The sequence below is a fragment of the Pseudomonas sp. F007 genome (genome assembly GCF_057814275.1).
The window spans coordinates 274,378-298,275 of sequence record NZ_JBVATA010000009.1 but is presented as its reverse complement, the minus strand read 5'-3'; the positions used below and the strand labels follow the sequence as shown (position 1 = coordinate 298,275).

The window sequence follows — 23,898 nt, the reverse complement described above, 5'->3', positions numbered from 1 at the left end:
CGTTGCCCGACTGTCCGAGAACACCCCATGCAGCTCTCTTCGCTCACTGCGGTTTCCCCTGTTGACGGCCGCTACGCCGGCAAAACCCAGGCCCTGCGCCCCATTTTCAGCGAATACGGCCTGATCCGTGCTCGCGTTCTGGTTGAAGTGCGCTGGCTCCAGCGCCTGGCCGCCCACGCTGCCATTCCGGAAGTGCCGGCCTTCTCCGCCGAAGCCAACGCCGTTCTCAACGAACTGGCCGAGAATTTCTCGCTGGAGCACGCCGAGCGCGTCAAAGAGATCGAGCGCACCACCAACCACGACGTCAAGGCCATCGAGTACCTGCTCAAAGAGCAAGCAGCCAAGCTGCCGGAACTGGCCAACGTCAGTGAGTTCATCCACTTTGCCTGCACCAGCGAGGACATCAACAACCTGTCCCACGCCCTGATGCTGCGCGAAGGCCGTGATGAAGTGATGCTGCCGCTGATGCGCCAGACTGCCAACGCCATCCGTGAGCTGGCCATCCGCTTCGCCGACGTGCCGATGCTGTCGCGCACCCACGGCCAACCGGCTTCGCCGACCACCCTGGGCAAAGAGCTGGCCAACGTGGTGTACCGCCTGGAGCGCCAGATCGCTCAGGTCGCCGCCGTGCCACTGCTGGGCAAGATCAACGGCGCCGTAGGCAACTACAACGCCCACCTGTCGGCCTACCCGCAGATCGACTGGGAAGCCAACGCCCGCGCCTTCATCGAAGACGAGCTGGGCCTGGGCTTCAACCCGTACACCACACAGATCGAACCGCACGACTACATCGCCGAGCTGTTCGACGCCATTGCGCGCTTCAACACCATCCTGATCGACTTCGACCGCGACATCTGGGGCTACATCTCCCTGGGTTATTTCAAACAGCGCACCATCGCTGGCGAAATCGGTTCCTCGACCATGCCGCACAAGGTCAACCCGATCGACTTCGAAAACTCCGAAGGCAACCTGGGCATCGCCAACGCGCTGTTCCAGCACCTGGCGAGCAAATTGCCGATCTCGCGCTGGCAGCGCGACCTGACCGACTCCACCGTACTGCGTAACCTCGGTGTCGGCTTCGCCCACAGCGTGATCGCCTACGAAGCCAGCCTCAAAGGCATCAGCAAGCTGGAACTCAACGAGCAGAAAATCGCCGCTGACCTCGACGCCTGCTGGGAAGTCCTGGCCGAGCCGATCCAGACCGTGATGCGTCGCTACAACATCGAAAATCCGTACGAAAAGCTCAAAGAACTGACCCGTGGCAAGGGCATCAGCCCTGAAGCGCTGCAGACTTTCATCGATGCCCTGGACATGCCTGCACAGGCCAAGGCCGAGCTGAAACAGCTGACCCCGGCCAACTACATCGGCAACGCTGTAGAGCAAGCCAGACGCATCTGATCGACCGCTGGACCCGTTTGAGACGCCCGGCCGCGCCGGGCGTTTTTATTCCCGTCTGAAAAATGCTTTTTTTCAATAGGTTACACATGAATCCTGACATTCCTCTTCAACTCCTGGGCGGTATCACGGCGCGCGAGTTCATGCGCGACTACTGGCAGAAGAAACCACTGCTGATCCGCCAGGCGTTCCCTGATTTCGAAAGCCCGATCGACGCCGACGAACTGGCCGGCCTGGCACTGGAAGAAGAAGTTGAATCACGTCTGGTGATCGAGAACGGCGAGCGTCCATGGGAATTGCGTCGCGGACCGTTCGCCGAAGACGAGTTCAGCAAACTGCCTGAGCGCGAGTGGACCCTGCTGGTGCAAGCGGTTGACCAGTTCGTCCCGGAAGTCAGCGAACTGCTGGAAAACTTCCGTTTCCTGCCGAGCTGGCGCGTCGACGACGTAATGATCAGCTTCGCCGCGCCTGGCGGCAGCGTCGGCCCGCACTTCGACAACTACGACGTGTTCCTGCTGCAGGGCCATGGCAAGCGCAACTGGAAAATCGGCCAGATGTGCGACTCCGAGAGCCCGCTGCTGCAACACGCCGACCTTCGCATCCTCGCCGAATTTGAAGCCACCGATGAGTGGGTCCTCGAGCCGGGCGACATGCTCTACCTGCCACCGCGCCTGGCCCACTGCGGCGTAGCGGTCGACGACTGCCTGACCTACTCGGTCGGTTTCCGTGCGCCAAGCGCGGCTGAAGTGCTGACCCACTTCACCGACTTCCTCAGCCAGTTCCTGACTGACGAAGAGCGCTACACCGATGCCGACGCGCAACCGGTCACCGATCCGCACCAGATCCAGCACGACGCCCTCGGCCGCCTGAAAAGCCTGCTGGCCGAGCACATGAGCGACGAGCGCCTGCTGCTGACCTGGTTCGGCCAGTTCATGACCGAACCGCGCTACCCGGAACTGGTCGCCGGCCCGGACGACATCGAGGAAGACGACTTCCTCAGCGCCCTGGAACAAGGCGCGGTGCTGATCCGCAACCCAAGCGCGCGCCTGGCCTGGTCCGAAGTCGATGACGACCTGCTGCTGTTCGCCAGCGGCCAGAGCCGTTACCTGCCGGGCAAGCTGCGCGAACTGCTGAAAATGATCTGCGCCGCCGACGCCCTGCATGTCGACAACCTCGGCCCATGGCTGAGCGACGAAGATGGCCGCGGCCTGCTGTGCGAACTGGTCAAGCAAGGAAGCCTGGGGTTTGCCGATGAATAAGATTCACGTAAGTGTCGCAGACTGGCAGAAGGACATCGCTGAGATCCGGCGCATTCGTGAAGCGGTGTTCATCGCCGAGCAATCGGTTCCACCGGAACTGGAGTGGGATGCCGACGACGCAAGCGCCGTGCATTTCCTCGCCTTTGAGGGCGACTTTCCGATCGGCACCGCGCGCCTACTGCCTGACGGGCACGTGGGCCGGGTGTCGGTGCTCAAGGATTGGCGCGGGCTGAAGGTTGGCGATGCCTTGATGCAAGCGGTGATCGGCGAGGCCGAGAAGCGCGGGCTCAAGCAGCAGATGCTCAGCGCCCAGGTACAGGCCACGGCGTTCTATGAGCGCCTGGGTTTTCGCGTGGTCAGCGAGGAGTTTCTTGAAGCCGGAATTCCTCACGTCGATATGGTGCGGCACTCGGCCTGAGACCGCGGCGCGGCCATCGCCAGCAGGCTGGCTCCCACAGGGATCACTGGTGTTGCTGCAATCTGCGGCAATTCCTAGACCCAGGGTAGGAGCGAGCCTGCTGACGATGGCACCCTCAAGAACACCCAAAACGCCCCGTCATTTTTCAATGCCGGGGCGTTTTGCTGTCTAGCATTCAACTTGCCCCTAAGCGAGCCGACAAACTGGCACTATCGTGATTTTCCAAGGCGGAGAATATGGACATGCCCCTACGCACCCTGCTCACCACACTTCTGCTCGGCTGGAGCTTTTCTGCCGTCGCGGCAACGGCCGTGGTGCCTCTCAACCACCGCACCAGCGCCGACCTGCTGCCCGTGGCGCAGAAGTTTATCGGCAAGGACGGTGACGTCAGCGCCTACGGCAATAAGCTGATCGTCAACGCCCCGCAGGAAAAGATCGATGAGCTCAACACCCTGATCAGCCAACTCGACACCGCGCCCAAGCGTCTGCTGATCACTGTCGACACCAGCCAACAGAATCAGCAGGACAGTGGCGACCCGCAATCCCGCGTCATCACCTACTCCACCGAAAGTCGCGAAGGCGGAACCCAGCAGATCCAGGCGAGCGAAGGCGTTCCCGCATTGATCCAGACCGGCCAGAGCGCCCCCCTCACCAGCACCCAGACCGACGGCTACGGCCGCCTGCTCAGCCAGACCGAATACCGCAATGTCACCCAAGGTTTCTACGTCACCGCCAGCCTCACCGGTGACACCGTGCACCTGGCCATCAGCACCAACCGCGACCGCATGAGCCAGGAACGTCCCGATGTAGTGAACGTGCAAAGCACCGACACAACGGTCAGCGGCCGGGTCGGCGAATGGATCACCCTGGCCGGCATCAACCATCAGACCCAGGCCGACAAACAGCCCATGACCCGCAGCTACGCGACTCAGGGCCGGGAAGACATGACTTTGAGGGTCAAAGTCGAGACTTTGGACTAACTCACCGAAAACTGACTGATAAGTCGTATTAGACCAAAGATGTAGTGCCTGAAAAAAAGCACTACAAAACGTTTGACGATACAAAAAAGCAAAGGCATGATGGCCTCGCTCCCGCTAATCAGAGGCCCTGGCAAGGGCCTTCGAAGCGATGTTCGCACCTACCCCGCGAGCCGCTTCGTGTCTGTACCGCCCACAAGGTGTGTTTGACGAGGTTGCCGACTGGAACGAAGTTGTCCCGAGGGACGGAAGCGTAATTAGGTAACCCGGCACACCACTGATGTTCGCACCAGGCCCACGACGCCCGAATGCGCCCGACAGCACGCCTTTACCTGCTCAGCCTCCACCCTCGAGCCCATCGTTCATCCCGTCGCCACCCCGCCGAACCCGACTTGACCACCTGTGCTTCTGGTCAGCGAGCAGCCTCTTACGCCCTTTGACATGCGTACCTGGCAAACGGAATTTTCCACCCAAGACCTATGCGACGAGGTTTATCTCCATGGCACTGACACGCGAACAGCAAATTGCAGCCCTCGAAAAAGACTGGGCTGAAAACCCGCGCTGGAAAGGCGTGACACGCACTTACTCCGCTGCTGACGTCGTCCGTCTGCGTGGCTCGGTTCAACCTGAGCACACCTTTGCAAAAATGGGCGCCGAAAAGCTGTGGAACCTGGTCACCCAGGGTGCCAAGCCAGCCTTCCGTCCTGAGAAAGATTTCGTCAACTGCATGGGCGCCCTGACTGGCGGCCAGGCTGTACAACAGGTCAAGGCCGGTATCCAGGCGATCTACCTGTCGGGCTGGCAAGTGGCTGCGGACAACAACTCCGCCGAGTCGATGTACCCAGACCAATCGCTGTACCCGGTTGACTCGGTTCCGACCGTGGTCAAGCGCATCAACAACTCGTTCCGTCGTGCCGACCAGATCCAGTGGAAAGCCGGCAAGAACCCGGGTGACGCTGGCTACATCGACTACTTCGCACCGATCGTGGCTGACGCTGAAGCCGGTTTCGGCGGCGTACTGAACGCTTACGAGCTGATGAAGAGCATGATCGAAGCAGGCGCCGCCGGCGTTCACTTCGAAGACCAACTGGCTTCCGTGAAGAAATGCGGCCACATGGGCGGCAAGGTACTGGTTCCAACCCAGGAAGCCGTGCAGAAGCTGACCGCTGCTCGTCTGGCGGCCGACGTTGCTGGCACCCCGACCATCATCCTGGCACGTACCGACGCTAACGCGGCTGACCTGCTGACCTCCGACTGCGACCCGTACGACCAGCCGTTCGTGACTGGCGAGCGCACCCAGGAAGGCTTCTACAAGGTACGCGCCGGTCTGGACCAGGCAATTGCCCGTGGCCTGGCCTACGCGCCATACGCCGACCTGATCTGGTGCGAAACCGCCAAGCCGGACCTGGAAGAAGCCCGTCGCTTCGCCGAAGCGATCAAAAAGGAATACCCAGACCAACTGCTGTCGTACAACTGCTCGCCTTCCTTCAACTGGAAGAAAAACCTGGACGACGCGACCATCGCCAAGTTCCAGCGCGAACTGTCCGCCATGGGCTACAAGCACCAGTTCATCACCCTGGCCGGCATTCACAACATGTGGCACAGCATGTTCAACCTGGCGCACGACTACGCCCGCAACGACATGACTGCCTACGTGAAACTGCAAGAGCAGGAATTCGCTGACGCGGCCAAAGGCTACACCTTCGTGGCGCACCAGCAGGAAGTGGGCACTGGCTACTTCGACGACATGACCACCGTGATCCAGGGCGGCTCGTCGTCGGTGACTGCACTGACCGGTTCGACTGAAGAAGAACAGTTCCACTGATCGTCTTCGCTTGAGTCAACGGCCGCTGCGGACCGACTGAACAGCTAACCGCAGCGCTGCACCTCTGACGCCCCGACCAACTGGTTCGGGGCGTTTTTTTTGGCATATGCCTGACATCTATGATCACCACGAAACCTGTGGGAGCGGCCCGGGCGGCGTTCCGTTGCTCGCGATGAGGCCATCAGCAACACCGCATCAACTTCTTCGCTGGCAAGCCAGCTCCTACAGGGTTGCGCATGCGTCCTGACAACAGTGATCCTGTAGGAGCGAGCCTGCTCGCGATGAGGCCGGCACATCCAGCGAAAATAGCGCCTGAAACATCGCTTTCGCGAGCAGGCTCGCTCCTACATGTAATACGCATGTAAGCAACTTCCGGCGCACTTAACGGGCAAACAGTTTGAAAACCAAGCCAAACAATATTGATTATCATTTAGATGGAATTATGTTCGTTACACTGTAAACAAAACATAATTGGCGAAATCCGCCCTAATGCCCGCCAACCAAGGCCCACAGCGCTCCGGCGGTGGCTAATGTCCTTATTCCTATAAATAATTTCGCTATAGGAATTTTACTTGCTGGGCGTTTAGCCATAAAATCAGCGGGATTGATTGCGCTGCGACATATCGTCACTGCTTTATTTCTTTATCAAGCTCAGAGACCCTTGCTCTCTGTTAAGGATTACCAGCATGCCCGAAGCGACAGGACTCATGGCCCACAACTGGGGCTTTGCCATTTTCCTTCTGGGTGTCGTTGGCCTCTGCGCCTTCATGCTCGGCGTCTCCGCCCTCCTCGGGTCAAAAGCCTGGGGTCGCAGCAAAAACGAACCATTCGAGTCCGGCATGCTACCTACAGGTGGCGCCCGCTTGCGGCTCTCAGCCAAATTCTATCTGGTCGCGATGCTCTTCGTGATCTTCGATATCGAAGCCCTCTTTCTCTTTGCATGGTCTGTGTCCGTCCGCGAAAGCGGCTGGACCGGATTCGTCGAAGCTCTCGTTTTCATAGCAATTCTGTTGGCAGGTCTTGTCTACCTATTTCGAGTGGGCGCCCTTGACTGGGCTCCGGAAGCTCGTCGTAAGCGGCAGGCGAAGCTGAAACAATGAGGCTTTGGCAATGCAATACAATCTCACCAGGATCGACCCGGATGCTCCTAACGAGCAGTACCCGATCGGCGAACGGGAAACCGTTTCCGATCCGTTAGAAGATCAAGTCCACAAAAACATTTACATGGGCAAGCTCGAAGACGTGCTGAGCGGTGCGGTCAACTGGGGACGCAAGAACTCCCTGTGGCCGTACAACTTCGGCCTTTCGTGCTGCTACGTGGAAATGACCACCGCCTTCACGGCGCCCCACGACATCGCGCGCTTTGGCGCCGAAGTTATCCGGGCATCGCCGCGCCAGGCGGATTTCATGGTTATCGCCGGTACCTGCTTCATCAAGATGGCGCCGATCATCCAGCGCCTGTACGAGCAGATGCTCGAACCGAAGTGGGTCATCTCGATGGGTTCATGCGCCAACTCGGGCGGCATGTACGACATCTACTCCGTGGTCCAGGGGGTAGACAAGTTCCTGCCCGTGGACGTCTACGTGCCTGGCTGCCCGCCCCGCCCTGAAGCTTTCCTGCAAGGCCTGATGCTGTTGCAGGAGTCGATTGGCCAGGAGCGTCGCCCACTTTCCTGGGTCGTTGGTGATCAAGGCGTGTATCGCGCCGAGATGCCTTCGCAGAAGGAACAGCGCCGCGAACAGCGTATTCAGGTCACCAACCTGCGCAGCCCCGACGAAGTCTGATCCAGAACAGTTCCTGCAAAGAAACGAGAAGCTGGCTTCATTCTTTACGTTGACCGAAAGCGATAAATAACCATGACTACAGGCAGTGCTCTGTACATCCCGCCTTACAAGGCAGACGACCAGGATGTGGTCGTCGAACTGAACAACCGTTTTGGCCCAGAGGCGTTCACCGCCCAGCCTACCCGCACCGGCATGCCGGTGCTGTGGGTTGCCCGTGCCAAACTCGTCGAAGTCCTGAGCTTCCTGCGCAACCTGCCCAAGCCGTACGTCATGCTCTATGACCTGCATGGCGTGGACGAGCGTCTGCGCACCAAGCGTCAAGGGCTGCCGAGCGGCGCCGACTTCACCGTGTTCTACCACCTGCTGTCGATCGAACGTAATAGTGACGTAATGATCAAGGTCGCCTTGTCCGAGAGCGACCTCAGCGTGCCGTCCGTCACCAGCCTCTGGCCCAACGCCAACTGGTACGAGCGTGAAGTGTGGGACATGTACGGGATCGACTTCCCGGGTCACCCGCACCTGAGCCGCATCATGATGCCGCCGACCTGGGAAGGTCACCCGCTGCGCAAGGACTTCCCGGCGCGCGCCACCGAGTTCGATCCGTTCAGCCTGACCCTGGCCAAGCAACAGCTCGAGGAAGAAGCCGCGCGCTTCAAGCCTGAAGACTGGGGCATGAAGCGTTCTGGCGCGAACGAGGACTACATGTTCCTCAACCTCGGCCCGAACCACCCTTCGGCTCACGGTGCGTTCCGTATCATCCTGCAGCTGGACGGCGAAGAAATCGTCGACTGCGTACCGGACATCGGCTACCACCACCGTGGTGCCGAGAAAATGGCCGAACGCCAGTCCTGGCACAGCTTCATCCCGTACACCGACCGTATCGACTACCTCGGCGGCGTGATGAACAACCTGCCGTACGTGCTCTCGGTCGAGAAGCTGGCCGGTATCAAGGTGCCGGACCGCGTCGACACCATCCGCATCATGATGGCCGAGTTCTTCCGGATCACCAGCCACCTGCTGTTCCTGGGTACCTACATCCAGGACGTCGGCGCCATGACCCCGGTGTTCTTCACCTTCACCGACCGTCAGCGCGCCTACAAGGTCATCGAGGCCATCACCGGCTTCCGCCTGCATCCGGCCTGGTACCGCATCGGCGGTGTCGCCCACGACCTGCCGAACGGCTGGGAGCGCCTGGTCAAGGAATTCGTCGAGTGGATGCCCAAGCGTCTGGACGAGTACCAAAAGGCTGCGCTGGATAACAGCATCCTCAAGGGTCGGACCATCGGCGTCGCCCAGTACAACACCAAAGAGGCCCTGGAGTGGGGCGTCACCGGTGCTGGCCTGCGTTCCACCGGTTGCGATTTCGACCTGCGCAAGGCGCGCCCGTACTCCGGCTACGAGAACTTCGAATTCGAAGTGCCGCTGGCGGCCAATGGCGATGCCTACGACCGTTGCATCGTGCGCGTCGAAGAAATGCGCCAGAGCCTGAAGATCATCGAGCAGTGCATGCGCAACATGCCAGCCGGCCCGTACAAGGCGGATCACCCGCTGACCACGCCGCCGCCGAAAGAGCGCACGCTGCAGCACATCGAGACCTTGATCACGCACTTCCTGCAAGTTTCGTGGGGCCCGGTGATGCCGGCCAACGAATCCTTCCAGATGATCGAAGCGACCAAGGGCATCAACAGTTATTACCTGACGAGCGACGGCGGCACCATGAGCTACCGCACCCGGATTCGCACCCCTAGCTTCCCGCACTTGCAGCAGATCCCTTCGGTGATCAAAGGCGAGATGGTCGCGGACTTGATTGCGTACCTGGGTAGTATCGACTTCGTTATGGCCGACGTGGACCGCTAAGCATGAACAGCACGCTTATCCAGACAGACCGTTTCGCCCTGAGCGAAACCGAGCGCTCGGCCATCGAGCACGAGCTGCATCACTATGAAGATCCACGCGCGGCGTCGATCGAAGCGCTGAAGATCGTCCAGAAGGAACGTGGCTGGGTGCCGGACGGCGCCCTGTACGCCATCGGCGAAATCCTCGGCATCCCGGCCAGCGACGTTGAAGGCGTGGCGACGTTCTACAGCCAGATCTTCCGTCAGCCGGTCGGCCGCCACATCATTCGCGTCTGCGACAGCATGGTCTGCTACATCGGCGGCCACGAATCCGTGGTCAGCGAAATCCAGAGCAAGCTGGGCATCGGCCTCGGCCAGACCACCGCGGACGGGCGCTTCACCCTGCTGCCAGTGTGCTGCCTGGGCAACTGCGACAAGGCCCCGGCGCTGATGATCGACGACGACACGTTCGGCGACGTGCAGCCTGCCGGCGTGGCCAAACTGTTGGAGGGCTACGTATGACCCTGACTTCCTTCGGCCCGGCGAACCTGATCAAGCGTTCGCCCGAGACCCACCCGCTGACCTGGCGCCTGCGCGACGACGGCCAGGCCGTGTGGCTCGACGAGTACCAGGCCAAGAACGGTTATGCCGCTGCACGCAAGGCGTTTGCCGAGATGGACCAGGACGGCATCGTCCAGACCGTCAAGGACGCCGGCCTCAAGGGCCGCGGTGGTGCGGGTTTCCCGACCGGCGTCAAATGGGGCCTGATGCCCAAAGACGAATCCATGAACATCCGCTACCTGCTGTGCAACGCGGATGAAATGGAGCCGAACACCTGGAAAGACCGCATGCTGATGGAGCAACTGCCCCATCTGCTGATCGAAGGCATGCTGATCAGTGCCCGTGCCCTGAAAACCTACCGTGGCTACATCTTCCTGCGCGGCGAGTACACCACCGCCGCCAAGCACCTGAACCGTGCCGTGGAAGAAGCCAAGGCGGCTGGCCTGTTGGGCAAGAACATCCTCGGTTCGGGTTTCGACTTCGAACTGTTCGTGCACACCGGCGCCGGGCGTTACATCTGCGGTGAAGAAACCGCACTGATCAACTCCCTCGAAGGCCGCCGCGCCAACCCGCGCTCCAAGCCGCCCTTCCCCGCCGCTGTAGGCGTGTGGGGCAAGCCGACGTGCGTGAACAACGTCGAGACCCTGTGCAATGTGCCAGCGATCATCGGCGACGGCGTCGAGTGGTACAAATCCCTCGCCCGCGAAGGCAGTGAAGACCACGGCACCAAGCTGATGGGCTTCTCCGGCAAAGTGAAGAACCCTGGCCTGTGGGAACTGCCGTTCGGCGTGCCTGCGCGCGAGCTGTTCGAAGACTACGCCGGCGGTATGCGCGACGGCTACAAGCTCAAGTGCTGGCAGCCAGGCGGCGCCGGTACCGGCTTCCTGTTGCCGGAACACCTGGACGCACAAATGTACGCCGGCGGCATCGCCAAGGTCGGCACCCGTATGGGTACCGGCCTGGCCATGGCGGTGGACGACAGCGTCAACATGGTGTCCCTGCTGCGCAACATGGAGCAGTTCTTCGCCCGCGAATCCTGCGGCTTCTGCACCCCGTGCCGTGATGGCCTGCCATGGAGCGTCAAGCTGCTGATGGCCATCGAGAAAGGCCAGGGCCAGCCCGGCGATATCGAGACCCTGCTGGGTCTGGTCGGCTTCCTCGGCCCAGGCAAGACGTTCTGTGCTCACGCACCGGGCGCCGTGGAGCCGTTGGGCAGCGCCATCAAATACTTCCGTCCAGAGTTCGAAGCCGGTATCGCGCCTGTCAGCGCCGCCGTCCCGCCCCTGGCAAAGCCGATCGTAGTCGGCGCGTAACCGTTGAAAAAAGCGAAGGGTCCGTGCCCTTCGCTTGTCGTGTGATGACGCCGGCAACGGCTGTTTTGACTCACGCGAATGACCAGATTCCATTAGCCACGCCCGCTGACACCGGGCCAACGAAGAACTTTGAACAATGGCCACTATCCACGTAGACGGCAAAGCGCTCGAAGTCGACGGGGCAGACAACCTGTTACAGGCATGTCTGTCGCTAGGCCTCGATATCCCGTATTTCTGCTGGCACCCTGCCCTGGGCAGCGTTGGCGCTTGCCGCCAGTGCGCGGTCAAGCAGTACACCGACGAGAACGACACCCGTGGTCGTATCGTCATGTCCTGCATGACCCCTGCCACCGACAACACCTGGATCTCCATCGACGATGACGAATCCAAGGCGTTCCGCGCCAGTGTTGTCGAATGGCTGATGACCAACCACCCGCACGACTGCCCTGTGTGCGAAGAAGGCGGTCACTGCCACCTGCAAGACATGACGGTCATGACCGGCCACAACGAGCGCCGTTACCGCTTCACCAAGCGTACCCACCAGAACCAGCAACTGGGCCCGTTCATTTCCCACGAAATGAACCGCTGCATCGCCTGCTACCGTTGCGTGCGTTTCTACAAGGACTACGCCGGCGGCACCGACCTGGGCGTGTACGGCGCTCACGACAACGTGTACTTCGGTCGCGTTGAAGACGGCGTGCTCGAAAGCGAGTTCTCCGGCAACCTCACCGAGGTCTGCCCGACCGGTGTGTTCACCGACAAGACCCACTCCGAGCGCTACAACCGTAAATGGGACATGCAGTTCTCGCCGAGCATCTGCCATGGCTGCTCCAGCGGTTGCAACATCTCCCCGGGTGAGCGTTACGGCGAACTGCGTCGCATCGAAAACCGCTACAACGGTTCGGTGAACCAGTACTTCCTGTGCGACCGTGGCCGCTTCGGCTACGGCTACGTCAACCGCGAAGACCGTCCGCGTCAGCCACTGCTGGCCAACGGCGCCAAGCTGAGCCTGGACGAAGCGCTGGACAAGGCTGCCGACCTGCTGCGCGGTCGCAACATCGTCGGTATCGGTTCGCCCCGCGCCAGCCTCGAAAGCAACTACGCGCTGCGCGAGCTGGTGGGTGCCGAGCACTTCTACAGCGGCATCGAAGCCGGTGAACTGGCGCGCATCCGCCTGGTCATGCAGGTGCTGAAAGACAGCCCGCTGCCGATCCCGACCCTGCGCGACATCGAAGACCACGACGCCGTGTTCGTCCTCGGTGAAGACCTGACCCAGACGGCCGCACGCATGGCCCTGGCCCTGCGCCAGTCGGTCAAGGGCAAGGCCGAAGAAATGGCCGACGCCATGCGCGTCCAGCCGTGGCTCGACGCCGCGGTGAAGAACATCGGTCAGCACGCGCTGAACCCGCTGTTCATCGCCAGCCTGGCTGAAACCAAGCTCGATGACGTTGCCGAAGAGTGCGTACATGCCGCTCCCGACGACCTCGCCCGTATCGGTTTCGCCGTGGCCCACGCCCTCGACGCCAGCGCTCCGGCCGTTGAAGGCCTGGACGCTGAAGCCCTGGAACTGGCCAAACGTATCGCCGATGCCTTGCTGGCCGCCAAGCGCCCACTGATCATCGCCGGCACTTCGCTGGGCTCCAACGCGCTGATCGAAGCCGCGGCGAACATCGCCAAGGCCCTGAAGCTGCGCGAGAAGAACGGTTCCATCAGCCTGATCGTGCCGGAAGCCAACAGCCTCGGCCTGGCCATGCTCGGTGGCGAGTCGGTAGACGCTGCCCTGCAAGCGGTGATCGACGGCAAGGCCGACGCCATCGTCGTGCTGGAAAACGACCTGTACACCCGCACCGCCAAAGCCAAGGTCGATGCCGCGCTGAACGCTGCGAAAGTGCTGATCGTCGCCGACCATCAGAAGACCGCCACCAGCGACCGTGCGCACCTGGTCCTGCCAGCCGCCAGCTTCGCCGAAGGCGACGGTACTCTGGTCAGCCAGGAAGGCCGCGCCCAGCGTTTCTTCCAGGTCTTCGACCCGCAGTACATGGATGCAAGCATCCTGGTTCACGAAGGCTGGCGCTGGTTGCACGCCCTGCGCGCGACCCTGCTCAACCAACCGGTGGACTGGACCCAACTGGACCACGTCACTGCCGCCTGCGCCGCGAGCAGCAGCCAACTGGCCGGCATCGTCAACGCCGCCCCGTCCGCTTCGTTCCGCATCAAGGGCATGAAGCTGGCCCGCGAACCGCTGCGCTACTCCGGTCGCACCGCGATGCGTGCCGACATCAGCGTTCACGAGCCACGCACCCCGCAAGACAAGGACACCGCGTTCGCCTTCTCCATGGAAGGTTACTCGGGCTCCGCCGAACCGCGCCAGCAAGTGCCGTTCGCCTGGTCGCCGGGCTGGAACTCGCCGCAGGCCTGGAACAAGTTCCAGGACGAAGTCGGTGGTCACCTGCGTGCCGGTGATCCGGGTACTCGCCTGATCGAAAGCCAGGGCGATGCGCTGAACTGGTTCGCCAGTGTTCCTCGCGCCTTCAACCCGGCCCCGGGCACCTGGCAGGTCGTGCCGTTCTTCCACTTGTTCGGCAGCGAAGAGAACTCTTCCAAGGCCGCGCCGGTACAAGAGCGCATTCCGACTGCCTACGTGGCACTGGCCAAGTCCGAAGCCGATCGCCTGGGCGTCAACGAGGGTGCCCTGCTCAGCCTCAACGTCGCTGGCCAGACCCTGCGTCTGCCGCTGCGCATCAACGAAGAGCTGAGTGCTGGTCTGGTGGCGTTGCCAGCCGGCCTGGCAGGCATCCCGCCAGCCATCTTTGGCGCATCCGTTGATGGTCTGCAGGAGGCAGCGCAATGACCTGGTTCACCCCTGAAGTGATCGACACGATCATTGCGGTCGTCAAGGCGATCGTGGTGCTGCTGGCCGTGGTGGTCGCCGGCGCCCTGCTCAGCTTCGTCGAGCGGCGCCTGCTGGGCTGGTGGCAGGACCGTTACGGTCCGAACCGCGTTGGCCCATTCGGCATGTTCCAGATCGCAGCCGACATGTTGAAGATGTTCTTCAAGGAAGACTGGACCCCGCCGTTTGCCGACAAGGTGATCTTCACCCTGGCACCGGTCGTGGCCATGAGCGCCTTGCTGATCGCCTTCGCGATCATCCCGATCACCCCGACCTGGGGTGTCGCGGACCTGAACATCGGCCTGCTGTTCTTCTTCGCCATGGCCGGTCTGTCGGTCTACGCGGTGCTGTTCGCCGGCTGGTCGAGTAACAACAAGTTCGCCCTCCTGGGCAGCTTGCGGGCCTCGGCACAGACCGTGTCCTACGAAGTGTTCATGGGCCTGGCGCTGATGGGCATCGTGGTCCAGGTTGGCTCGTTCAACATGCGCGACATCGTCGAGTACCAGGCACAGAACCTGTGGTTCATCATTCCGCAGTTCTTCGGCTTCTGTACCTTCTTCATCGCTGGCGTCGCCGTGACTCACCGTCACCCGTTCGACCAGCCGGAAGCGGAACAGGAACTGGCCGACGGTTACCACATTGAATATGCCGGCATGAAATGGGGCATGTTCTTCGTCGGCGAGTACATCGGCATCATCCTGATCTCGGCGCTGCTGGTCACCCTGTTCTTCGGCGGCTGGCACGGTCCGTTCGGCATCCTGCCGCAACTGGCGTTCTTCTGGTTCGCAGTCAAGACCGCGTTCTTCATCATGCTGTTCATCCTGCTGCGCGCCTCGATCCCGCGCCCGCGTTATGACCAGGTGATGGATTTCAGCTGGAGATTCTGCCTGCCACTGACCCTGATCAATTTGCTGGTGACCGCTGCGGTGGTGTTGTGGAACACGCCTGCGGGCGCGGTTCAGTGAGGATTTGACCCATGTTCAAATATATTGGCGACATCGTTAAGGGTACCGGTACCCAGTTGCGCAGCCTGATCATGGTTTTCGGCCATGGCTTCCGCAAGCGCGACACCCTGCAATACCCGGAAGAAGCGGTCTACCTGCCGCCACGCTACCGTGGCCGTATCGTCCTGACCCGCGACCCGGATGGCGAAGAACGTTGCGTAGCCTGCAACCTGTGCGCCGTGGCCTGCCCGGTAGGTTGCATCTCGCTGCAGAAAGCTGAAACCGAAGACGGTCGCTGGTACCCGGACTTCTTCCGTATCAACTTCTCGCGTTGCATCTTCTGCGGCCTCTGCGAGGAAGCTTGCCCGACCACCGCGATCCAGCTGACACCGGATTTCGAAATGGCCGAGTTCAAACGTCAGGACCTGGTGTACGAGAAAGAAGACCTTCTGATCTCTGGTCCCGGTAAAAACCCTGATTACAACTTCTATCGTGTTGCAGGTATGGCCGTTGCCGGTAAGCCGAAAGGCGCCGCACAAAACGAAGCCGAGCCGATCAACGTGAAGAGCTTGCTGCCTTAAGGAAGAAAGATGGAATTCGCTTTCTATTTCGCATCGGGTATCGCGGTGGTGTCCACGCTTCGTGTGGTCACCAACACCAACCCTGTGCACGCCCTGCTCTACCTGATTATTTCGCTGATCGCCGTGGCGATGACCTTTTTCAGCCTCGGCGCGCCATTTGCCGGGGTCCTGGAAGTGATCGCCTACGCCGGCGCCATCATGGTGCTGTTCGTGTTCGTGGTGATGATGCTCAACCTCGGCCCTGCCGCGGTTCAGCAAGAGCGCGTGTGGCTCAAGCCCGGCATCTGGCTAGGTCCGGTCGTACTCGCCGCCCTGCTGCTGGCTGAACTGCTGTATGTGCTGTTCAGCCACAGCAGCGGTGCAGCCATCGGTCAAACCACCGTGGACGCCAAGGCCGTGGGCATCAGCCTGTTCGGTCCTTACCTGCTGGTGGTCGAACTCGCCTCGATGCTGCTGCTCGCTGCAGCCGTCACGGCATTCCATTTGGGCCGCAACGAGGCGAAGGAGTAACTCATGCCTGCTATCCCTCTTGAGCATGGACTGGCGGTCGCCGGCATCCTGTTCTGCCTCGGCCTGGTTGGCCTGATGGTCCGCCGCAACATTCTTTTCGTGTTGATGAGCCTGGAAGTGATGATGAACGCCTCTGCCCTGGCGTTCATTGTGGCCGGTGCCCGTTGGGGCCAGCCGGATGGACAGATCATGTTCATCCTGGTGATCAGCCTGGCAGCCGCCGAAGCCAGTATTGGCCTGGCGATCCTGCTGCAACTGTATCGCCGCTTCCACACGCTCGATATCGACGCTGCCAGTGAGATGCGCGGATGAACCTACTCTTTCTGACTTTCGTATTCCCGCTGATCGGGTTCCTGCTGCTGTCGTTCTCCCGCGGCCGCATCTCGGAAAACCTCGCGGCACTGATCGGCGTCGGCTCCATCGGCCTGTCGGCGATCGTGACCGCCTACGTGATCTGGCAATTCAACGTCGCACCACCGGAAGGCGGCCACTACACCCAGGTGCTGTGGCAGTGGATGTCGGTTGACGGCTTCGCCCCGAACTTCGCCCTGTACCTGGATGGCCTGTCGGTCACCATGCTCGGTGTGGTGGTTGGCGTCGGCTTCCTGATCCACCTGTTCGCGTCCTGGTACATGCGCGGTGAAGACGGCTACTCGCGTTTCTTCGCCTACACCAACCTGTTCATCGCCAGCATGCTGTTCCTGGTGCTCGGCGATAACCTGTTGTTCCTGTACTTCGGCTGGGAAGGCGTGGGCCTGTGCTCCTACCTGTTGATCGGTTTCTACTACAGCAACCGCAACAACGGCAACGCAGCCCTCAAAGCCTTCATCGTGACCCGTATCGGCGACGTGTTCATGGCCATCGGCCTGTTCATCCTGTTCCAACAGGTGGGCACGCTGAACATCCAGGAACTGCTGGTGCTGGCACCGCAGAAATTCCAGGCCGGCGACTTCTGGATCGTTCTGGCGACCCTGATGCTGCTGGGTGGTGCTGTCGGTAAATCGGCACAACTGCCGCTGCAAACCTGGCTGGCGGATGCAATGGCGGGTCCTACCCCGGTTTCGGCACTGATCCACGCCGCGACCATGGTGACCGCCGGTGTCTACCTGATTGCCCGTACCCACGGTCTGTTTGCCCTGGCGCCGGACATCCTGCAACTGGTTGGCCTGGTCGGCGGTGTGACCCTGGTCCTGGCCGGCTTCGCCGCCCTGGTTCAGACCGACATCAAGCGTATCCTCGCCTACTCGACCATGAGCCAGATCGGCTACATGTTCCTGGCCCTGGGCGTTGGTGCCTGGGATGGCGCGATCTTCCACCTGATGACCCACGCCTTCTTCAAGGCCCTGCTGTTCCTTGCTTCCGGTGCGGTGATCGTTGCCTGCCACCACGAGCAGAACATCTTCAAGATGGGTGGTCTGTGGAAAAAGCTGCCACTGGCCTACGCCAGCTTCATCGTCGGCGGCGCGGCCCTCGCGGCCCTGCCACTGGTGACCGCAGGTTTCTACTCGAAAGACGAAATCCTCTGGGAAGCCTTCGCCAGCGGCAACCACGGCCTGCTGTACGCCGGTCTGGTTGGTGCGTTCATGACTTCGCTCTACACCTTCCGCCTGATCTTCATCGCGTTCCACGGTGAAGCCAAGACCGAAGCCCACGCCGGCCACGGCATTGCCCACTGGCTGCCACTGTCGGTGCTGATCGTGCTGTCGACCGCCATTGGCGCGATGATCGTTCCACCGCTGCATGGCGTACTGCCACAAAGCGTTGGCCACGCCGGCGGCGAAGCCAAGCACAGCCTGGAAATCGCCTCGGGCGCCATCGCCCTGTCCGGTATCCTGCTGGCCGCGCTGCTGTTCCTCGGCAAGCGTCGCTTCGTCACCGCGATCGCCAACAGCGGCATCGGCCGTCTGCTCTCGGCCTGGTGGTTCGCGGCCTGGGGGTTCGACTGGATCTACGACAAACTGTTCGTCAAGCCATATCTGGCGATCAGCCACCTGCTGCGCAAAGACCCGTTCGACCAAACCATCGGTTTGATCCCGCGCCTGGCCAAAGGGGGTCACAACTCCCTGAGCCGTACCGAGACCGGTCAACTGCGTTGGTACGCTGCCTCGATGGCTGCTGGTGCCGTGCTGGTTATCGGCGCCATCGTGCTGGTAGCGGTCTGATATGAACCTTGCGAACTTGCGAAAGGAAACGAGCCCGTCATGATTCTGCCTTGGCTAATCCTGATTCCCTTCATCGGCGGCCTGCTGTGCTGGATGGCTGAGCGCTTCGGCGCCACCCTCCCGCGCTGGATTGCGCTGTTGACCATGACCCTGGAACTCGCTCTCGGCCTCTGGCTGTGGGCCCACGGTGACTATTCATTTGCGCCGGCGCCTGGCGCCGACCCGACCTGGGCGCTTGAATTCAAGCACGTCTGGATCGAGCGCTTCGGCATCAACGTGCACCTGGCCCTCGACGGCCTGTCGCTGTTGATGATCCTGCTGACCGGTCTGCTGGGTATCCTCTCGGTACTCTGCTCCTGGAAAGAGATTCAGCGTCACGTGGGCTTCTTCCACCTGAACCTGATGTGGATCCTGGGCGGCGTTGTCGGCGTGTTCCTCGCCCTCGACCTGTTCATGTTCTTCTTCTTCTGGGAAATGATGCTGGTGCCGATGTACTTCCTCATCGCGCTCTGGGGTCACAGTTCTTCGGACGGCAAGAAAACCCGGATCTACGCGGCGACCAAGTTCTTCATCTTCACCCAGGCTTCCGGCCTGATCATGTTGGTGGCGATCCTGGCCCTGGTCCTGGTCAACTTCAACAACACCGGCGTGATCACCTTCAACTACGCCGACCTGTTGAAGACCAAGATGTCGATGACCACCGAGTACATCCTGATGCTCGGCTTCTTCATCGCCTTCGCGGTCAAGCTGCCGGTGGTACCGTTCCACTCCTGGCTGCCTGACGCTCACGCCCAGGCACCGACCGCCGGTTCCGTCGACCTCGCCGGTATCCTGCTGAAAACCGCGGCCTACGGCCTGCTGCGTTTCGCCCTGCCGCTGTTCCCGAATGCCTCGGCCGAGTTCGCGCCGATCGCCATGGCCCTGGGCCTGGTCGGGATCTTCTACGGTGCTTTCCTGGCATTCGCGCAGACCGACATCAAGCGTCTGATCGCCTTCTCCAGCGTGTCCCACATGGGCTTCGTGCTGATCGGCATCTACTCCGGCAGCGCGCAAGCCCTGCAGGGTGCCGTGATCCAGATGCTGGCCCACGGCCTGTCGGCTGCCGCACTGTTTATCCTCAGTGGTCAACTGTACGAGCGCACTCACACCCGCGACATGCGTGAAATGGGCGGCCTGTGGTCGAAGATCGCTTACCTGCCGGCCATCAGCCTGTTCTTTGCAGCCGCCTCCCTGGGTCTGCCGGGTACCGGTAACTTCGTCGGTGAGTTCCTGATCCTGATCGGCACCTTCGCCAGTGCGCCGTGGATCACCGCGATTGCTACCTCCGGCCTGGTGTTCGGCTCGGTCTACTCGCTGATCATGATTCACCGCGCCTACTTCGGCCCGTCGAAGTCCGACGCGGTGCTGCATGGCATGGATGCTCGCGAACTGATCATGGTGCTCGGCCTTGCGGTGCTGCTGATTTACCTCGGCGTGTTCCCGCAACCGTTCCTCGATACCTCTGCTGCGACCATGCATGGCGTGCAGCAATGGCTCGGTACCGCCTTCACTCAACTCGCTTCGGCCCGGTAAGAGCGCTATGGAATTCACGATTCAACACTTTATTGCGCTAGCGCCACTGTTGATCACCAGCCTCACCATTATCGTGGTGATGCTGGCGATCGCCTGGCGCCGCAACCACTCGCAGACCTTCCTGTTGTCGGTGGCGGGTCTTAACCTGGCCCTGTTGTCGATCCTGCCAGCGCTGAAAGTCGCGCCCCTGGCCGTGACTCCACTGCTGCAAATCGACAGCTTCGCCTGTCTGTACATGGCGCTGATCCTGGTCGCCACCCTCGCCTGCGTCACCCTCGCCCACGCCTATCTGGGCGACGGCGGCACCGGTTACCCGGGCAACCGCGAAGAACTGTACCTGCTGATCCTGCTGGCCGCCGCTGGTGGCCTGGTGCTGGTCAGCGCGCAGCACCTGGCCGGCCTGTTCATTGGCCTGGAACTGCTGTCGGTACCGGTCTACGGCCTGGTGGCCTATGCCTTCTTCAACAAGCGTTCGCTGGAAGCCGGCATCAAGTACATGGTGCTGTCGGCTGCCGGTTCCGCGTTCCTGTTGTTCGGTATGGCCCTGCTCTACGCCGAAGCCGGCACCCTGAGCTTCAGCGGCATCGGCATGGCCTTGGAGGCCACTGGCCTGCCAAGCCCGCTGGCGCAACTGGGCCTGGGCATGATGCTGATCGGCCTGGCGTTCAAACTGTCGCTGGTACCCTTCCACCTGTGGACTCCGGACGTCTACGAAGGTGCTCCGGCACCGGTGGCGGCGTTCCTCGCCACCGCCTCGAAAGTCGCGGTGTTCGCGGTGATGGTGCGTCTGTTCCAAATGTCGCCAGTGGCCAGCAGCGGCGTGTTGAGCACCGTACTGACCGTGATCGCGATTGCCTCGATCCTGTTCGGTAACCTGCTGGCACTGACCCAGAGCAACCTCAAGCGTCTGCTGGGTTACTCCTCGATTGCCCACTTCGGTTACCTGCTGATCGCCCTCGTGGCGAGCAAGGGCCTGGCACTGGAAGCCATCGGCGTGTACCTGGTCACCTACGTGATCACCAGCCTCGGCGCCTTCGGTGTGATCACCCTGATGTCCTCGCCGTACAAAGGCCGTGACGCTGACGCCCTGTACGAGTACCGCGGCCTGTTCTGGCGCCGTCCGTACCTGACCGCCGTACTGACCGTGATGATGCTGTCCCTGGCCGGTATCCCGCTGACCGCCGGCTTCATCGGCAAGTTCTACATCATCGCCACCGGTGTCGAAGCGCACCAATGGTGGCTGGTCGGCTCGCTGGTCCTGGGCAGCGCCATCGGCGTGTTCTACTACCTGCGCGTGATGGTCACCCTGTTCCTGATCGAGCCCAACCTGCGCCGCGTCGACGCCCAGCTGCACTGGGAACAGAAAGCGGGCGGCGTGATGCTGCTGGCAATCGCCGTCCTGGCGTTCTTCCTCGGCGTCTACCCACAACCGCTGCTGACCCTGGTTCAGCAATCGGGTCTGGCGGGTTGATCGCTTAGAACGGCACGCAGTACAAACAGAAACGGCACCTTCGGGTGCCGTTTTTGTTTTCAGTCATAAACAGATTGCCTCAAGCCTCAACCTGCAACGCCGGCCCATACCCCTCAATAAACTCACTCGGCATACGCTTCGGCCGGCCCGTAGACAGTTCAATACAAACAAACGTAGTTTGCGCTCGCAGCAGTGTGGAGTTGTCGCTGGGGCGTACCAGCTGAAACTGCCGGGTCATTTTCAGGCGCTGGTCCCAGTCGACGATCCAGGTCGCCAGCTGCAGCTCATCGCCTTCGTAGGCAGCCGCCAGGTAATCGATCTCGTGGCGAACCACGGCCATGGCGCGATCCAGGCGGCGATACTCCACCAGATCCAGCCCCAGGCGCTGTGAGTGGCGCCAGGCGCAGCGTTCGAGCCAGGTGACATACACCGCGTTGTTGGCGTGTCCCAGCCCGTCGATGTCCTCGGCGGCCACCTGCAGGTCAATCACAAAGGGGGTTGCCCGATCCCAGCCCATTCCACACTCCCGGTCCGTTTATTCGACCGGGAGCAGTGTAACGGATGATCAGGCCGATTGGCGCGCCTGCAGGCTGCGGCCGGCGAGCAGGGCCAGCACGCCCTCGACCACCCGTGGGTCGGCCAGCACGCGCTGGTGTCCGCCCTGCTCCAGGCGCAACAGACGGCTGTCGAACCAGGCTTCATGAATCAGCTCGGATTCGCTGACCCGCACGAAGGTGTCGTCTTCGGCGTGGACGATCAGCCCCGGCATGTCCAGCTGGTAATGGGCGACATCCAGTCGGGCAGCGGGAATGCCCACCTCTTGCTCGATGGTGCGGATAAACGCCGAACGTGCCCGCGCCGGCATGCCAACGAACTTGGCAAAACCGCGCAGCACACTGAGGATCCGCGCCGGAGCGGCGATGCTCACCAGACGCTCGGTGCGCAGGCCCAGTTGCACGGCGAGCATGGCACTGGCGCCGCCCATGGAGTGGCCGATGACTGCATGCAGCGGCGGCAACTCGGCTGCAGCCTCGAGCATCGCCCGGGCGAACAGCATCACGTTGGCTTCGTGGCCAGGCGATCGGCCGTGGGCCGGACCGTCGAGCGCAACGGCGGTGTAGCCCGCCTCTACCAGCGCGTTGATCAGGCTGGCGAACTGGGTCGGCCGCCCTTCCCAACCGTGCATCAGCAAAACAGTGGGCCCCTGGCCCCAGCGCAAGGCCGACAGACCGAAGCGCAGGGTAATGCGCTCGGCACTGGCCAGCAGCGGCAGCTCCCAATCCCGGGGTGGCGTCTCGCGGGGAGTCATGAACACCTGGCGCATCCTGTTCGCAACCATCTGTGGCGCTACCCAGCCCAATGTGCCGTTAACGCCGCGAATCCAACTCATCGTGCTCATCGCTCATCTCCCAGGACCAACGCTTCAGCTCACAGCACCGCCGACTTGGCGGCCCGCAGCAATCGATCAGACAACTCACCGGCCCCCAGCGCGCGCGCCAGGGCCAAACCACCGACCATCAACGCCAGGTCAGCCAGCACCTTGTCGATGTCTTCCGGGCTGCTGGCCAACTGCGCCACCATCAGCTCGATGTGCTCATTCAACGCGCTGCGAAAATTATCCGGCAAGCGCCCCATCTCACCGACCGCTGCCGGAATCGGGCAGGCCTGTTCGGTGGAATCACGGTGCTTGCGCGACAGGTAAAAAGCCGCCACCAACGCCCGACGTTCCTCACCACTCAGCTCGCTGTCCATCTCGGCGATCAGTGCGCGGCGCTTGCCAAGCAATTGAGTGAAGGCTTCCAGCATCATCGCGTCCTTGCTTTCGAAGTGCGCATAGAAACCGCCGACGGTCAGGCCGGCAGCGCCCATCACTTCGCCCACGCTCGGCTCGGCCGGACCACGCTGGACCAGCGCAGAACTGGCGGCCTGGAGAATGCGTTCACGGGTTTGTGCTTTTTTGTCGTTCATCGTTGCCTCCGAATATTACGATAGAAATATTATTCTCATAATAAATTTACGCAAGTCGTTGATAGGACCGTTGGTCAGAAGAGCAGGATTGAGGGAGTGGGAAGATTGGCCAAACGCCAGACAAACAAAAGGGCCATTCAATAATTGAATGACCCTTATAAAATCCCGCATAGCGGGTAATCGTGGCGTCCCCTAGGGGACTCGAACCCCTGTTACCGCCGTGAAAGGGCGGTGTCCTAGGCCACTAGACGAAGGGGACACAAACCTTCTGTACATTGATCAGCGCTGAGTACTGATCGATTCAAGGCCGGTGTGGCCAGACCTTGAACTGTAAATTGGTGGAGCTAAGCGGGATCGAACCGCTGACCTCCTGCATGCCATGCAGGCGCTCTCCCAGCTGAGCTATAGCCCCGGATTTTTCGCCTCGCGGCG

General features: G+C 61.4%; 21 protein-coding genes and 2 tRNA genes. 18 read left to right on the top strand and 5 right to left on the bottom strand.

All coding sequences use genetic code 11. The features are described 5' to 3' along the window. Positions 1-27: 27 nt before the first annotated feature. The 18 genes from purB to nuoN all read left to right on the top strand — a co-directional run bounded on the left by purB (position 28) and on the right by nuoN (position 21,498). Complete coding sequence (gene purB / locus ACZYR5_RS23480; protein WP_489091681.1) at positions 28-1,398, top strand: adenylosuccinate lyase; 1,371 nt, start codon at positions 28-30, stop codon at positions 1,396-1,398. An 86-nt stretch (positions 1,399-1,484) separates the two neighbouring features. Beyond that, entirely contained in the window at positions 1,485-2,654 is a 1,170-nt protein-coding gene (locus tag ACZYR5_RS23475; RefSeq protein ID WP_489091682.1) for a ribosomal protein uL16 3-hydroxylase, read from the top strand. Next, positions 2,647-3,072 (top strand): GNAT family N-acetyltransferase, encoded by a 426-nt coding sequence (locus ACZYR5_RS23470; protein WP_489091683.1) that lies wholly within the window; start codon positions 2,647-2,649, stop codon positions 3,070-3,072. The genes ACZYR5_RS23475 and ACZYR5_RS23470 overlap by 8 nt, the downstream gene beginning before the upstream one ends. Before the next feature lie 242 nt (positions 3,073-3,314). Then, positions 3,315-4,052 (top strand): secretin N-terminal domain-containing protein, encoded by a 738-nt coding sequence (locus ACZYR5_RS23465; RefSeq protein WP_489091892.1) that lies wholly within the window; start codon positions 3,315-3,317, stop codon positions 4,050-4,052. Between the two features lie 496 nt (positions 4,053-4,548). Beyond that, entirely contained in the window at positions 4,549-5,874 is a 1,326-nt protein-coding gene (gene aceA, locus ACZYR5_RS23460; protein ID WP_111287949.1) for an isocitrate lyase, read from the top strand. A gap of 686 nt (positions 5,875-6,560) precedes the next feature. Further along, complete coding sequence (locus ACZYR5_RS23455) at positions 6,561-6,974, top strand: NADH-quinone oxidoreductase subunit A (protein WP_027616013.1); 414 nt, start codon at positions 6,561-6,563, stop codon at positions 6,972-6,974. A gap of 10 nt (positions 6,975-6,984) precedes the next feature. Then, entirely contained in the window at positions 6,985-7,659 is a 675-nt protein-coding gene (locus ACZYR5_RS23450; protein ID WP_027616012.1) for a NuoB/complex I 20 kDa subunit family protein, read from the top strand. A gap of 72 nt (positions 7,660-7,731) precedes the next feature. After that, positions 7,732-9,516, top strand: coding sequence for an NADH-quinone oxidoreductase subunit C/D (nuoC, locus tag ACZYR5_RS23445; protein ID WP_489091684.1), 1,785 nt, complete (start codon positions 7,732-7,734; stop codon positions 9,514-9,516). A 2-nt stretch (positions 9,517-9,518) separates the two neighbouring features. Next, positions 9,519-10,016, top strand: coding sequence for an NADH-quinone oxidoreductase subunit NuoE (nuoE, locus tag ACZYR5_RS23440; RefSeq protein ID WP_007970445.1), 498 nt, complete (start codon positions 9,519-9,521; stop codon positions 10,014-10,016). Next, positions 10,013-11,368 (top strand): NADH-quinone oxidoreductase subunit NuoF, encoded by a 1,356-nt coding sequence (nuoF, locus tag ACZYR5_RS23435; protein ID WP_489091685.1) that lies wholly within the window; start codon positions 10,013-10,015, stop codon positions 11,366-11,368. The genes nuoE and nuoF overlap by 4 nt, the downstream gene beginning before the upstream one ends. Before the next feature lie 136 nt (positions 11,369-11,504). Further along, positions 11,505-14,219 carry an NADH-quinone oxidoreductase subunit NuoG gene (gene nuoG / locus ACZYR5_RS23430; protein WP_489091686.1) on the top strand — a complete coding sequence of 905 codons (2,715 nt, stop codon included), beginning with the start codon at positions 11,505-11,507 and terminating at the stop codon, positions 14,217-14,219. After that, on the top strand, positions 14,216-15,223 hold the full coding sequence (gene nuoH / locus ACZYR5_RS23425) for an NADH-quinone oxidoreductase subunit NuoH (RefSeq protein ID WP_027616007.1): 1,008 nt from the start codon (positions 14,216-14,218) through the stop codon (positions 15,221-15,223). The genes nuoG and nuoH overlap by 4 nt, the downstream gene beginning before the upstream one ends. An 11-nt stretch (positions 15,224-15,234) precedes the next feature. Further along, positions 15,235-15,783: an NADH-quinone oxidoreductase subunit NuoI gene (gene nuoI / locus ACZYR5_RS23420; protein WP_213878675.1), complete on the top strand. Its 549-nt coding sequence runs from the start codon at positions 15,235-15,237 to the stop codon at positions 15,781-15,783. A 9-nt stretch (positions 15,784-15,792) separates the two neighbouring features. After that, positions 15,793-16,293: an NADH-quinone oxidoreductase subunit J gene (gene nuoJ / locus ACZYR5_RS23415; protein WP_027616005.1), complete on the top strand. Its 501-nt coding sequence runs from the start codon at positions 15,793-15,795 to the stop codon at positions 16,291-16,293. A gap of 3 nt (positions 16,294-16,296) precedes the next feature. Then, the gene (gene nuoK / locus ACZYR5_RS23410; protein WP_003223790.1) at positions 16,297-16,605 is read left to right on the top strand and encodes an NADH-quinone oxidoreductase subunit NuoK; all 309 of its coding nucleotides are present in this window, start codon (positions 16,297-16,299) and stop codon (positions 16,603-16,605) included. Next, positions 16,602-18,455 carry an NADH-quinone oxidoreductase subunit L gene (gene nuoL, locus ACZYR5_RS23405; RefSeq protein WP_489091687.1) on the top strand — a complete coding sequence of 618 codons (1,854 nt, stop codon included), beginning with the start codon at positions 16,602-16,604 and terminating at the stop codon, positions 18,453-18,455. The genes nuoK and nuoL overlap by 4 nt, the downstream gene beginning before the upstream one ends. 39 nt (positions 18,456-18,494) lie before the next feature. Beyond that, the gene (gene nuoM / locus ACZYR5_RS23400) at positions 18,495-20,027 is read left to right on the top strand and encodes an NADH-quinone oxidoreductase subunit M (RefSeq protein ID WP_027616003.1); all 1,533 of its coding nucleotides are present in this window, start codon (positions 18,495-18,497) and stop codon (positions 20,025-20,027) included. Positions 20,028-20,034: 7 nt separating this feature from the next. Then, positions 20,035-21,498 carry an NADH-quinone oxidoreductase subunit NuoN gene (gene nuoN, locus ACZYR5_RS23395; protein WP_489091688.1) on the top strand — a complete coding sequence of 488 codons (1,464 nt, stop codon included), beginning with the start codon at positions 20,035-20,037 and terminating at the stop codon, positions 21,496-21,498. 79 nt (positions 21,499-21,577) lie between these two features. On the opposite strand, the gene ACZYR5_RS23390 is transcribed toward nuoN, so the two are convergent. From ACZYR5_RS23390 to ACZYR5_RS23370, 5 genes are all read right to left on the bottom strand, one after another. Further along, positions 21,578-22,015 carry an acyl-CoA thioesterase gene (locus ACZYR5_RS23390; protein WP_489091689.1) on the bottom strand — a complete coding sequence of 146 codons (438 nt, stop codon included), beginning with the start codon at positions 22,013-22,015 and terminating at the stop codon, positions 21,578-21,580. Between the two features lie 48 nt (positions 22,016-22,063). After that, positions 22,064-22,897, bottom strand: coding sequence for an alpha/beta fold hydrolase (locus tag ACZYR5_RS23385; RefSeq protein ID WP_489091690.1), 834 nt, complete (start codon positions 22,895-22,897; stop codon positions 22,064-22,066). A 29-nt stretch (positions 22,898-22,926) separates the two neighbouring features. Beyond that, positions 22,927-23,466 (bottom strand): TetR/AcrR family transcriptional regulator, encoded by a 540-nt coding sequence (locus tag ACZYR5_RS23380; RefSeq protein ID WP_489091691.1) that lies wholly within the window; start codon positions 23,464-23,466, stop codon positions 22,927-22,929. A gap of 183 nt (positions 23,467-23,649) precedes the next feature. Further along, positions 23,650-23,725 (bottom strand) — tRNA-Glu (locus ACZYR5_RS23375). A gap of 77 nt (positions 23,726-23,802) precedes the next feature. Beyond that, positions 23,803-23,878, bottom strand: a tRNA-Ala gene (locus tag ACZYR5_RS23370). Positions 23,879-23,898 lie beyond the last annotated feature (20 nt).